Source organism: Rhizobium sp. WW_1, assembly GCF_003610155.1.
Classification (GTDB): domain Bacteria; phylum Pseudomonadota; class Alphaproteobacteria; order Rhizobiales; family Rhizobiaceae; genus Rhizobium; species Rhizobium tropici_A.
The window spans coordinates 149,778-163,568 of the sequence record NZ_RAIN01000013.1 but is presented as its reverse complement, the minus strand read 5'-3'; the positions used below and the strand labels follow the sequence as shown (position 1 = coordinate 163,568).

The window sequence follows — 13,791 nt, the reverse complement described above, 5'->3', positions numbered from 1 at the left end:
ATCCCGATGGCCTTCTTCTCCGGTTCGGTCGGTGTCATCTACCGGCAGTTCTCGGTGACGATCGTCTCGGCGATGGTGCTGTCCGTCATCGTCGCCCTGATCCTGACGCCGGCCCTTTGCGCCACCATCCTCAGGACACCGAAACATGGGGCAAAGCAAAAGGGTGCTTTCGGCTGGTTCAACCGCAATTTCGAGCGGGGAACACGCGGATATCGGCGCGGCGTCCACGGCATGATCCGGCTCAGCGCCGTCTTCCTGTTGATCTTCGTCCTGATTGGTGTCGGTGTCGGCTATCTCTTCAATCGTCTGCCGAGCTCCTTCCTTCCGGACGAGGACCAGGGCATTCTGCTGACGGCCGTCCAGCTCCCTCCGGGCGCCACGGACTCCCGTACCTGGGCCGTGCTCGATCAGGTGAGGGACTATTACCTCAAGAACGAGAAGGACTATGTCGAAGGCGCATTTGCCGTCGCCGGGTTCGGCTTCAGCGGCCAGGGCCAGAATGTCGGCCTCGTCTTCGTCCGGTTGAAGGATTTCGATCAGCGCAAGACGCCGCAGTCGAAGGCGCAAGCCATCGCCGGCCGCGCCATGGGTGCCTTTTCCAAGATCAAGGACGGCAGCGTCTTTGCGCTGGCGCCGCCGGCAATCCCTGGCTTCGGCAGCTCGAGCGGCTTTGACTTCTTCATCAAGGATATCAACGGCGCCGGCCATGAAGCACTCATAGCGGCCCGCAATCAGCTGCTTGGGGCCGCGGCACAAAACCACAAGCTGTTCGGCACTCGTCCGAACGGCCAGGAAGACACGCCGCAATATTCCGTAAACATCGATCAGGAAAAGGCGAGTGCGCTGAACATCACCCTTTCCGACATCGACACGACCCTGTCGACGGCCTGGGGCGGCACCTACGTCAACGACTTTATCGACCGTGGCCGTGTCAAGAAAGTTTACGTCCAGGCCGACAAGGATTTCCGCATGCAGCCAGAGGACCTCGGTCGCTGGTACGTGCGCAACTCCGGCGGCGACATGGTACCGTTCTCCGCCTTCTCGAGCGGCGAATGGAACTACGGCTCACCGCGCCTGGAACGCTATAACGGCTCGTCCGCCGTCGAAATCCTCGGTTCCGCGGCTCCCGGCGTCTCGTCCGGCGACGCCATGAACGAGATCGACAAGATCATGACGAGCCTGCCGCCCGGCTTCAGCCATGAATGGACCAGCCTGTCGGCGCAGGAAAAGCTCTCCGGCAACCAGGCAAGCCAGCTCTACGCCATCTCCATCCTGGTTGTGTTCCTGGCGCTTGCAGCGCTCTATGAAAGCTGGTCGATCCCGCTCGCCGTCATGCTGTCGGTGCCGATCGGCATCTTCGGCGCGCTGCTGGCCGCAACCCTGTTCGGCCAATCGAACGACGTCTACTTCAAGGTCGGTCTGTTGACGACCATAGGCCTGGCGGCCAAGAACGCCATCCTGATCGTCGAATTCGCCATCGAGCAGCAGAACCAGGGCAAGAGCCTGATCGACGCGACGCTCGAAGCATCCCGACAGCGCCTGCGACCGATTCTGATGACCTCGCTTGCCTTCATCCTCGGCGTTCTGCCGCTGGCGATCGCCAACGGGGCCGGTTCCGGCAGCCAGAACTCGATCGGCATCGGCGTCATGGGCGGCATGATCTCGGCAACCGTGCTCGGCATCTTCTTCATCCCGCTGCTCTTCGTCTCCGTCCGCCGCGTCTTCAAGGGCAGGATCGGTCCGGTGACGACACAGGAAACGCCGGCGCCGGATAGCGGCGCGACGCACTAAACGAAGCACCGCCCGCCTTCGATAGAGAAGGGCGGGCGGGGCAGATATCACTTCGAACAAAGGGCTCCCGTTCTGTCACGGGAGCCCTTTGTTTTTGACTTCACGAGAGCCGAAGATCCTTTACGTCCGGGATTTCTTCATCATCATGCATCGTCCGGCAGTATGGGCGTTCAAGCAGAGACCGCCTCGCCTTTCGTTGGCCACGCGCGGACTACAAGCCAGTTCGGCACGCTGTCCGGGAGGTGGGCCGCGTCAGCCGGCCGAAGCCGGAACCGGTGCGATTGGCTGCGGCTTCGGCGACCATTTCGCATGCAGCTTGGCAAGCATCAGATAGATGATCGGCGTGGTATAGAGCGTCAGCACCTGCGATACGACGAGACCGCCGACGATGGTGATCCCGAGCGGGCGGCGCAGTTCCGAGCCGGGGCCGGTGGCGATGATCAGGGGGATGGCGCCCATCAATGCGGCGAGCGTCGTCATTAAAATCGGGCGAAAACGCTTAAGGCACGCCTGATAGATGGCCTCCTCCGAGGACAGCCCGAATATGCGCTCGCCCTGCAGGGCGAAATCCACCATCATGATACCGTTCTTCTTGACGATGCCGATCAGAAGAATGATGCCGATGAAGGCGATGATCGTCAGTTCGGTGCCGCTGATGGCAAGTGCCAGCAGAGCACCCAGTCCGGCCGACGGCAGCGTCGAGATGATCGTCAGCGGGTGTGCCAGGCTTTCGTAGAGGATGCCGAGAACGATGTAGACCGTCAGCAACGCCGCCAGCAGCAGCAGCGGTTGGCTGCCGGAAGACTGGCTGACGCTCGCCGCATCGCCCGCGAAATCCGCATGCAACGTATCGGGTAGATGCATGTCGAGCACCGCCTTCTGGATGGCATCGTTCGCCACCTGCAGCGGCGTATCGAGCGCCAGATTGTAGGAGATGGTGACGGAAGGATATTGCCCCTGGTGATTGACCACCAGCGGCGCCAAAGTCCGGTCGATCGATGCCACCGCGCTCAGCGGCACCTGCGTGCCGCCCGAAGCCGGCACGTAGAGCTTCGAAATGTCCTGCGGATCGAGCGCATAATTCGGGTCGGCCTCCAATACCACGCGATACTGGTTGCGCTGCGTATAGATCGTCGAGATCTGCCGTTGCGCGAAAGCGTTGTTGAGCGCGGAATCGATGGACTGGATGTTGACGCCGAGCTGCGAGGCCAGGCTGCGGTCGATATTGACGGTCGCCTGCAGGCCGTTAGGCTGCCTGTCGGTCGCGACATCGGTGAGCGTCGGAATGGCCTGAAGGCGCTCCATCACCTTGGGGGCCCATTCCACCAGCTCGTCGTAATTCGCGCTCCATAGCGTGAATTGATACTGCGATTGGGATTGGCGGGCACCAGCCCGGATATCGCCGGGTGAAAACAGGAACGTGCTGAGCCCGGGAACGGCCATCAGCTGCTTGCGGAGCCGATCGATGACCTCGGCCGTCGGCGCGCGCTCCGATTCCGGCTTCAGCGAAATATAGAGCTGTCCGCGATTGATGGAACTGGAAAAGCCGCCGCCGCCGACGGAGGAGCCGAGGCCCGACACAGCGGGGTCCTTCGAGGCGATATCCGCAGCCTGCTGCTGGAGCTTGACCATGGCGGGATAGGAAATATCGGTCGCCGCCTGCGTCCCGCCTTGAATGAAGCCCGTATCGTCCTGCGGGATGAAGCCCTTCGGAACCTTGACGTAAAGATAAGCCGTCATGACCACGCAGGCGATGATGACGACCACGGAGAGGACACGGTGATGCAGCACCGCCCGCAGCGTGCGACCGTAAAAGCCGATGATGGCGCCCAACGTGCCCTCGACGACACGTCCGAACGGGCCAGGCTTGGCATCGATATCGTGCTGGCGCAGGCGATGGCCGCAGATCATCGGCGTCAACGTCAGCGACACCAGCGTCGAAACGACGATCGTGAAACCGAGCGTCAGCGAGAAGGTCTGGAAGAAGCGGCCGATGATGCCGCCCATGAAGAAGAGCGGGATGAAGGCGGCCAGCAGCGACAGGCTGATCGAAACCACCGTGAAGCCGATCTGCTTGGCACCTTCGAGCGCGGCCCGCATCGGCTTCATGCCGGTTTCGAGATTCGCATAGATATTCTCGATCATGACGATGGCATCATCGACAACGAAGCCGACGGAGACCGCAAGCGCCATCAGCGAGAGATTGTCGATCGACAGCCCGAAGAGCCACATCGCGGCAAAGGTGCCGGCAAGCGAAAGCGGCACGGTGACGCCGGCCGCGACCGTTGGGGTCGCGCGCCGCAGAAACACGAAGACGACGGCCATGACCAGGCAAATCGTGGCAAGCAGCGTCCACTGCATGTCGTTGACGCTGGCATGGATCGTCGTGGTGCGGTCGGAAAGGATCGATATTTTCACACCGGCGGGAATGAGCCGCTGCAGCTCGGGGATGAGCTGCTTGACGCCGTCGACGGTGGCGATGACGTTCGCATCCGCCTGCTTGGTGATGTTGAGCAACACCGCCGGCTTACCGTCATACCAGGCATCCGAACGGCTGTTGCGCACGCCTGGCTCGACGGTGGCGATATCCGAGAGGCGCACAGCGGTGCCGTCCCCGCTCTGGACGATGATCCGCCCGTAGGCTTCCGGCGTCCGCAACTGGCTGTTCACGGCAAGCGAGAACGCGCCCGAGGCTCCGTCGATGGAACCGAAGGGTCCGAGCACGCTGGCATTGACGATCGCCGTGCGGACGGCATCGAGCGACAGGCCCATGGCCGAGAGCCGATCGGGATTGAGCCTGACCCGCACAGCCGGCTGGTCGGCGCCGCTGACGGTGACGCCGCCGACGCCATCCACCTGCGAAATGCGCTGCACGACCACCGTATCAGCCGCATCGTAGATAGCGCTCGGAGAGACGTTATCCGATGTCAGCGCCAGGATCAGCACCGGCGCTGCAGCCGGATTGATCTTGCGGAAGGACGGCAGGGTCGGCAGATCTCCAGGCAGATCGGTCGCCGCTGCATTCAGCGCCGCCTGCACATCCTGGGCCGCGCCATCGACGCTGCGCGAGAGGTCGAACTGCGCGATGATGGTGCTGGAGCCGAGCGAGCTAACGGAGGTCAGCTGCGTCACGCCGGCAATGGTGCCGAGATGACGTTCGAGCGGTGCCGCAACGCTTGCCGCCATGCTGGCGGGGTCGGCGCCCGGACGACTGGAGGAGACGACAATGGTCGGCAAGTCCACCGTCGGCAGGCTTGCGACCGGCAGGAAGCGATAGGCAACGATGCCGAGGATCATCAGCCCGATCGCCAGAAGCGTCGTCCCGACAGGGCGTTTGACGAACGGCCCGGAGATGTTCATGTCTCACCACCCGCCAGTTCGTCCATCTCGGCGCTCGGCATACCGCTGGTGCGGCCGACGACCTTGGCGCGCAGGCGTTCGAAGGCCAGATAGATGACCGGCGTCGTATAGAGCGTCAGGAGCTGCGACAGCACGAGACCGCCGATGATGGTGATCCCGAGCGGAATACGCAGTTCCGCACCTGTGCCTTGAGCGAGCGCCAGCGGCAAGGCGCCGAAGAGCGCGGCAAGCGTCGTCATCATGATCGGCCGGAAACGCAGGATCGAGGCTTTCAGGATGGCCTCGCGCGGCTCGAGACCTTCTTTGCGCTCCGCTTCGAGCGCGAAGTCGATCATCATGATCGCGTTCTTCTTGACGATGCCCATCAGGAGCACGATGCCGATCAGCGCGATGATCGACAGGTCCTGCCCGAACAGCATCAGCGCCAGCAACGCGCCGACGCCGGCCGACGGCAGCGTCGATAGAATGGTCACCGGATGCACGGCGCTCTCATAGAGCAGGCCGAGCACGATGTAGATCGTCACGACAGCGGCCAGGATCAGCCAGGGCTCGCCAGCGAGCGAAGAGGCGAACTCCTCGGCGTCGCCGGAATATTTGCGCTGGATGTTGTCGGGCATGCCGATGTCAAGCTCCGCCGCCTTGATCTCGGCGATGGCGTCGCTGAGCGACGCGCCCTTGGCCAGATCGAAGCTGAGGGTCACGGCTGGAAACTGCTCGTCGTGGCTAATGACCAGCGGTGCGGTCGTGAAAGTCGCCGTCGTGAAGGCATTGAGCGGCACCTGCGTGTCGCTGGCACCGGCAACATAGAGCTTGTCGAGCGATTTCGGGTCAGATTGATACTGCGGCGCCGCCTCCAGGATGACGCGGTACTGGTTGGCCTGGCCGTAGATCGTCGCGATCTGACGCTGTCCAAAGGCATCATTCAAAGTATCGCTGACGGCCTGCATCGATACGCCGAGCCGCGAGGCGGTCTCGCGATTGACATCGACGAAGATGCGCCCGCCGCCCATCTCGACTTCGGAGGAGACATCGATGAGCTTCGGGCTCTCCTGCAGGCGCTGGGCGAGCTTCTGCGACCAGTCGACCACCGTGTTCGTATCCGTACCCGTCAGGGTGTATTGATAGGGTGCGCGGCTGGCCCTGGTGCTGATCGAAATGTCGCGCACGCTCTGGAAGGTGACGTGGATGCCCGGCATACCGGTGACTTCGCCGCGCATCCTATCGATGATCTGATCGGCGGAGGCATTGCGCTGGTTGCGCGGTTTGAGCACGAGGCTGAGATTGCCCGTATTCAGCGTTAGGTTGCTGGCGCTGGAACCGATGACCGAAACCACGCCGGTGACATCCTGATCCTTGCGCAGGCGGTCAGCCACCGAGGCCTGGATCTGCTTCATCGTCTCGAAGGAGGTCGTCGGCTCGGCCTCGATGACGGCGGTGATGAGGCCGGTATCCTGCGCTGGCAGAAAACCCTTGGGAATGACGATATAGAGCGCAATGGTCGCGGCGAGCGTCACCACCGTCACAAGCAGCATGAGTGCGCTGCGATCGACAGCCCAGACGAGGCTGCGCCGATAGCCTTCGATCATCCAATCCGTAAAGCGATCGGCGCCGGCCAGAAAGCCGCCTTCGCGCTCCTTAGGCTTGCGCAGGATACGAGCGCACATCATCGGCGTCAGCGTCAGCGAGACGACGGCCGACACGACGACGGCGATGGTCAGCGTCAGCGCGAATTCGCGGAACATGCGCCCGACGATGCCAGTCATGAACAGCAGCGGGATGAAGACGGCAACGAGCGAGACGGTCAGCGATATGATGGTGAAGCCGATTTCGCCGGCGCCCTTCAGCGCCGCCTGCATCGGGTTCTCGCCCTCTTCGATATGGCGGGCGATATTCTCGATCATCACGATGGCATCGTCGACGACGAAGCCGGTGCCGATGGTCAGCGCCATCAGCGAGAGATTGTCGAGGCTGAAGCCGGCGAACCACATGACGCCGAAGGTCGCGATCAGCGACAGCGGCAACGCAACGCCGGCAATGAAGGTCGCCGTCATCGTCCGCAGGAAGAGCAGCACCACGAGAATGACGAGGCCGATGGAAATAACCAGCGTCCATTGCACGTCATGGATCGAGGCACGGATGGTCTCGGTGCGGTCGTTGACGATATCGAGGGAAACGCCTGCTGGCATCGCCTGCTTCAGTTTCGGGATCTGCTGCAGGACATTTTCGACCGTCTGGATGACGTTGGCGCCCGGCTGGCGCATGATGTCGAGAATGACGGCCGGCTGGCCCTGATACCAGGCGCCGACGCGATTGTTCTCCAATCCCTCGACAACGGTCGCAACATCCTTCAGCTGCACCGGCGCACTGTTGCGATAGGCGACGATGACGGATCTGTAGATGTTGGGATCGACGATCTGGTCGTTGGCCGCAAGCGTAAAGCTCTGCTGGGTGCCGTCGAGCGAGCCCTTGGCGCCGGCAACGCTCGCATTGGTGATGGCCGAACGGATGTCTTCGAGGGCAAGACCATAGGAAGCAAGGCGCGGCAGGTCCACCTGGATGCGGATGGCCGGCTTGACGCCGCCCTGGATGTTGACGTCGCCGACCCCCGACACTTCGCTTAGGCGCTGCGCCATCATCGTATCGGCGAAGTCGCTGAGTTCGCGGATCGAGTAGCTGTTGGAACGCAGCGCCAGCGTCACGATCGGCGTATCGGCCGGATTCACCTTCGAATAGGTCGGCGGATAGGGAAGCGTGCGCGGCAGTGTCGAACCGGCGGCGTTGATCGCCGCCTGAACGTCCTGCGCGGCACCATCGATATCGCGGCCGAGATCGAATTGCAGCGTGATCTGGCTGATGCCGAAAGCGCTGGATGACGTCATGGAGGCGAGCGACGGAATCTGGCCAAGCGGCCGCTCCAGGGGCGCCGTCACCAGCGCTGCCATCGTATCCGGATCAGCCCCCGGAAGCTGCGTCGTCACCTGAATCGTCGGGAAATCCACCTGCGGCAGCGGCGCGACCGGCAGGAACAGGAACCCCAGAATGCCGCCCAACAGAACCGCCACCCCGAGAAGCGAGGTGGCGATCGGCCTGGAAATGAAGAGCGACGAGACGTTCATTGTTGCTGTGTCGGCGTAGCGGAGGAATTGTTGGAAGCCGAGCCTCCGCTCTTATCGGCACCTTCCGTGCCGGCAGCTGCCGGCTGACCATCCTGGCCGGGATGACCATTGTGACTGCCCGCGCCACCCTGACCGCCTTGGCCGCCCTGTCCATTATGACGGCGATGCGGGCGCTCGCTGGCATTGGCGGTGCCAGCGCCGCCATTTTGCGGATCGTTTTCAGCGACCGGCTGGGCGTTACTATCGGTTGACGGAGCAGCCGGCGACGCCTGATCCGGATTGGTCGAAATCTGCACCTTCGATCCATTCTGAAGCCGAGCGAAGCCTGTGGTCACCACCTTGTCGCCGGGCGCTACGCCATCGGCAATGACGGCCAACGTATCGTCTTGCTGCCGCACCTTCACGGACTTCATCGCCACGCTCTGATCCTGGCCGATGATATAGACGAAGGTGCCGTTCGGTCCGCGCTGTACGGCTCCGCTCGGAATGACGGTGACACCCTTCAGCGTCTCCACCAGCAGGCGGGCATTGACGAAGGCGCCAGGCCACAGCGCGAGCTTGTCGTTCGGAAAATTCGCCTTCAGCTTGACCGTGCCCGTGGTGGGATCGATCTGATTGTCGACCACGCCCAGCGAGCCGTTGTCGACCACGGTCTCACCGTCGTTGCCCATGGCCTGAACGGCAAGGGTTCCGGCCGCGCTTGCCGCATTGATGCGGGCTAGCTGCTGCTGCGGAATGGAAAACAGCACGGAGATCGGCTTGATCTGCGAGAGCGTCACGATCCCAGTCGCATCCGACGAGCTGACGAGATTGCCAACATCGACGTTGCGGATGCCTGTACGCCCGTCGAAGGCGGCCCTGATCGTCGTATAGTCGAGCGTCGCCTGTGCGCTTTCGATCGCCGCCACATCCACCTGGACCTGTGCGGTATATTGCGCCACCAATGACGTCTGCGTGTCGACCTGCTGCTGTGTGCCGGAGGCGCTCTTCACCATCAGCTGGTAACGCACGAGATCGCGCTGAGCGCCAGCGAGCAGGGCTTCGTCCTGCGCCTTCTTGGCAATCGCCTGGTCGAGCTGCGCCTTGTAGACGGAATCGTCGATGCGGGCGATGACGTCGCCCTTCTTGATATCCTGGCCTTCGACGAAATTGATTGCGACGATTCGCCCGCTGACCTGCGCACGCACCGTCACGGTATTCAGCGCCTTCACCGATCCCACGCCGTTGATGTAGACGGGCACATCGGCCGTCGTCGCATCGGCGGCAAGCACGGGAACCGGCCCGCTGAACTGCGACATACTGCGCCGTCCGCCGCCCTGCCCCTGGCCGCCACGGCGTCCGCCCTGGGCTTGGTCCCCGGGGGCCGCAGCATTCTGATAGCCGAGCAGCTTTTCTGCCGGCCCAAGCCAACGATCGCGTGTTGCATAGGCACCGTACCCCACCGCGCCAATCACAGCCAACCACACCACGACCCGAAACGTCCGAGCCATTCATACACCTTTCTTCAAAGCACTAGGTGATCTGCGATCCCCCGTAATTCATGGCGCGACCTTAGCTTGCATCTCGTCGCTTAGGAATTTGGTATAGCCATTAAATTTTGTCCATTTTAGCGCTACTTAGCGTCACAAACTGTAATATTGGACGAAAAACTAGGGTTGTGGTTGCAAGGCCTCCGCCGCTTACTCGCATCGGCCGCTATTTTGTATCAAAGCACGCCCCAGCCCCGATAGCGGCCGCGGCCCGTCATCTCGCGCAGCCCGAGCTCAGCCACCAGATTGAGAGCGCCCCTGGAGGTAACGCCGACGTGGCGCGCAATCATCTTCGCCGACACGATCGGCCGCGACAGTACGATGTCTATCACGTCAGGCAGGCTGCTGTTCGATCGCCGGTCCTTCAGCCGCAGCTCCATCTGCAGCCGGGCGAGCGAAAGGCGATCGAGCTCCTTCAAGCCCGAATCGGCCGAAAGCGCCATGGCCTCCAGAAAGGCGGTCAGCCGGGTCACGCGATCCGGCGCACGCCGACGATCGTGCCGGACGGCTTTGAGCCCGACATTCAGGCAGAAGAGATGCGAGGTGACCTTGCCGCGGCTGCGCAGATAGGCGCTGACCAGCAAGCCGCCGAGCCAATGCTGCCGACGCAGCGGCTCGATGCGTTCCCACGCGTCGAAAAGCACCGCCGCCCCGAGGGCCGCAGGCAGCAGATCGGCCTCGCGGATGACGGCACGCCAGCTCTCCAGCCGCTGCCCCTCATCCCAATCCTCGTCGCGGACCAGCGCCAAAGGGTCTTCGACATCGACGGTCGGCTGCCGGGCTTCCGGAACGCCGCCGTTCAGGATCTTGTCGGAGCGCGCGAGGATGGCGTCGATCTCGGCGAAATCGACGCCGAAGTCATCCTCATCTTCCTCCGGCTCGTCGGGCTCCATGGCATCGGGGAGCGTCGAACGCGGCGCCATTGCATCCTCAGCCTCGCCGACATCGCCGCGCAGGACGGCAAGACCGGCCGGTTCCAGCCCCCAGTTAGGATCGGCAGTCCAAAGGCGGCGCCGGCTGCGCAGCACCGCGTGCGCGATGGTGAGCTCATGCGTGGGCGTGCGCGTGTCCATGCGCGCATCGTGCAGGACGAGATCCTCCACATGCACGAGTTCGCCGCCGACCCAGAGCGCGCCGGCGGCATCGAAAAAATGCCCGCGCTCACGAAAACCGTCCGCTACCGTGTGCCTGAGGACGCGCTCGTCAAGCCGCGCCAGCATGTCCTCCGCCTTGACGAGGGCAGGCAAAAGCGCGGCAAGCGGCAACGTGGTCAGATCATATCGCATTGGAATCACACCGTTGCATCGTTCTTACGGAACCTATCATCGCGCCGTTAAGGGGGATAGGAAGGAGGCCCTGTGAACTGTGGATGGCAATCACTATTTTTCGTCTTGACCTTCCAGCGATGGGAAGGTTCATAAACCTATCCGACGCCCCTCGGGCAAAGGAGCATGATATGACACCGCACGACGAGCACGATCACAGCCATCATGGTCACGCCCCCCACCGTCATGATGACGCCAAAGCTCAGGACGAGGTGATCCGCGATCCCGTCTGTGGCATGACCGTAGATCCGAAAGCGGGCAAGCCGTCGCTGGATTATCATGGCCGCACCTTCCATTTCTGCAGCGATGGCTGCCGCGCAAAGTTCGAGGCTGCGCCGGAAAGCTACCTCACGGCCAAGGACCCCGTCTGCGGTATGTCGGTCGATCGCGCCACCGCGCGCCATTTCCTGAAGCGTCAGGGCGAGAAATTCTATTTCTGCTCGACCGGCTGCAAGACCAAGTTCGAGGCAGATCCGGCCTCCTATCTCGGCGGCAACAAGCCCGCGCCAAAACCGGCGCCGAAGGGCACGCTCTATACCTGCCCCATGCACCCCGAGGTCGTCAGCGACCATCCCGGCGACTGCCCGAAATGCGGCATGGCGCTGGAGCCGATGGGTGTCCCCGCCGCCGATGACGGCCCGAACCCGGAATTGATCGATTTCACGCGCCGCCTCTGGATCAGCGCCGCCTTGTCGCTGCCGCTGCTTGTCATCAGCATGGGGCCGATGATCAGCCTGCCCGTGCGCGACTGGATCGGCGAACCCCTCGCCACATGGATCGAACTCGTGCTCGCGACGCCGGTCGTGCTGTGGGCGGCGCTGCCCTTCTTCCGCCGCGCCTGGAATTCGCTCGTCAATCGCAGTCCCAACATGTGGACGCTGATCGGCCTCGGCGTCGGCACTGCCTATGTCTACAGCGTCGTCGCCACACTTGCCCCCGGTCTCTTTCCCATGACGTTCGGTGGACATGGCGAAAGCGTGCCCGTCTATTTCGAAGCGGCCTCCGTCATCGTCGCGCTGGTCTTCGTCGGCCAGGTGCTGGAACTGAAGGCCCGCGAACGCACCGGCTCGGCCATCCGCGCCCTGCTCGACCTTGCCCCGAAGACGGCGCGGCGTATCGGCGCTGGTGGCGGCGAAACCGATGTGCCGGTCGAGGAGATCGAGGCCGGCGACCAGCTGCGCGTACGCCCCGGCGAACGCGTTCCGGTAGACGGCTCCGTCGTCGAAGGCCAATCCACTATCGATGAATCGATGATCACAGGCGAGCCTCTCCCGGTAGAGAAGACGAAAGGCGACGCCTTGACCGGCGGCACGATCAACAGGAACGGCACCTTCATCATGCAGGCGGAAAAGGTCGGAGCCGACACGACGCTTTCGCGCATCGTCGAACTCGTCGCCAAGGCGCAGCGCTCGCGCGCACCGATCCAGACGATGGTCGACCGCGTCTCCGCCATCTTCGTGCCGGCGGTCGTCGTCGCCGCCATCCTCGCCTTTGCCGTCTGGGCCTTCGTCGGTCCGGAGCCGCGGCTTGCCCATGCGCTGCTTGCCGCCGTCGCCGTACTGATCATCGCCTGCCCCTGCGCGCTTGGGCTGGCAACGCCGATGTCCATCATGATCGCCACAGGTCGGGGCGCGCATGAGGGCGTGCTGGTGCGCGATGCGGAAGCACTGGAGCGCTTCGCCAAGGTAGACACGCTGATCGTCGACAAAACGGGCACCCTGACTGAAGGCAAGCCTAATCTCACCGACGTCGTCACCACAGCGGGCGCCGACGAGGCACATCTGCTCTCACTCGCTGCCAGCCTGGAACGCGGCTCGGAACATCCTTTGGCCGAAGCGATCGTTGCCGGCGCCGAGAGCCGCGGGGCCAGCTTTGTTGATATCTCCGGCTTCTCGGCAATCACGGGTAAAGGCGTGGAAGGCCGCGCCGGCGATACGCCGATCGCGCTCGGCAACGCAGCGATGATGGCCGACCTTGGCGTTTCCACCGAAACCCTGAAGACCGAAACCGAGCGTCTGCGCGGCGAAGGCAAGACCGTGATGTTCATTGCGATCGACAACAAGCTGGCCGGCCTTATCGCCGTCGCCGACCGGATCAAGCCGACCACAGCAGCAGCGATCAAGGCACTGCACGAGAGCGGCCTGAAGATCGTCATGGCGACCGGCGACAATGGCAAGACCGCCGCTGCGGTCGCCAGAGAACTCGGCATCGACGAAGTGCGCGCCGACATGCTGCCCGAGGGCAAGAAGGCTTTGATCGACGAATTAAGAGCAAACGGCCACATGGTCGCCATGGCGGGCGACGGCGTCAACGACGCACCTGCGCTTGCCGCCGCCGATGTCGGCATCGCCATGGGCACCGGAGCCGACGTCGCCATGGAAAGCGCAGGGATTACGCTGGTCAAGGGCGACCTCAACGGTATCGTCCGGGCACGGCGCCTCTCGGAAGCGACCATCCGCAACATCAAGCAGAACCTTGCCTTCGCCTTCGGCTATAATGCGCTCGGCGTGCCGCTGGCCGCAGGCGTGCTCTATCCCGTCTTCGGCCTGCTTCTGTCGCCGATGCTCGCCGCGGCCGCGATGAGCCTGTCCTCGGTCTCGGTCATTGCCAATGCGCTCCGGCTGCGGTTGGCTCGATAGGGCAATATTGGCAAATTGGACACTTCTGGTG

At 63.1% G+C, this 13,791-nt stretch carries 6 protein-coding genes; 2 read left to right on the top strand and 4 right to left on the bottom strand.

Translation table 11 applies throughout. The features are described 5' to 3' along the window. Nucleotides 1-1,791: efflux RND transporter permease subunit (locus tag BJ928_RS29020; protein ID WP_183079469.1), on the top strand; the 1,791-nt coding region annotated here is incomplete at its 5' end. A gap of 252 nt (nucleotides 1,792-2,043) precedes the next feature. Here the strand turns inward: BJ928_RS29020 and BJ928_RS29015 are convergent. The 4 genes from BJ928_RS29015 to BJ928_RS29000 all read right to left on the bottom strand — a co-directional run bounded on the left by BJ928_RS29015 (nucleotide 2,044) and on the right by BJ928_RS29000 (nucleotide 11,082). Continuing rightward, nucleotides 2,044-5,151, bottom strand: a complete 3,108-nt coding sequence (locus tag BJ928_RS29015) for an efflux RND transporter permease subunit (RefSeq protein ID WP_047634295.1) — start codon at nucleotides 5,149-5,151, stop codon at nucleotides 2,044-2,046. Then, on the bottom strand, nucleotides 5,148-8,267 hold the full coding sequence (locus tag BJ928_RS29010) for an efflux RND transporter permease subunit (RefSeq protein ID WP_047634296.1): 3,120 nt from the start codon (nucleotides 8,265-8,267) through the stop codon (nucleotides 5,148-5,150). Before BJ928_RS29010 ends, BJ928_RS29015 begins: the two co-directional genes overlap by 4 nt. Continuing rightward, entirely contained in the window at nucleotides 8,264-9,757 is a 1,494-nt protein-coding gene (locus BJ928_RS29005; RefSeq protein WP_047634297.1) for an efflux RND transporter periplasmic adaptor subunit, read from the bottom strand. The genes BJ928_RS29010 and BJ928_RS29005 overlap by 4 nt, the downstream gene beginning before the upstream one ends. Nucleotides 9,758-9,972: 215 nt before the next feature. Next, nucleotides 9,973-11,082, bottom strand: coding sequence for an RHE_PE00001 family protein (locus tag BJ928_RS29000; protein WP_047634298.1), 1,110 nt, complete (start codon nucleotides 11,080-11,082; stop codon nucleotides 9,973-9,975). Nucleotides 11,083-11,252: 170 nt separating this feature from the next. On the opposite strand from BJ928_RS29000, the gene BJ928_RS28995 reads away from it, so the two are divergent. Further along, nucleotides 11,253-13,760, top strand: coding sequence for a heavy metal translocating P-type ATPase (locus BJ928_RS28995; protein ID WP_047634299.1), 2,508 nt, complete (start codon nucleotides 11,253-11,255; stop codon nucleotides 13,758-13,760). Nucleotides 13,761-13,791: the final 31 nt, after the last annotated feature.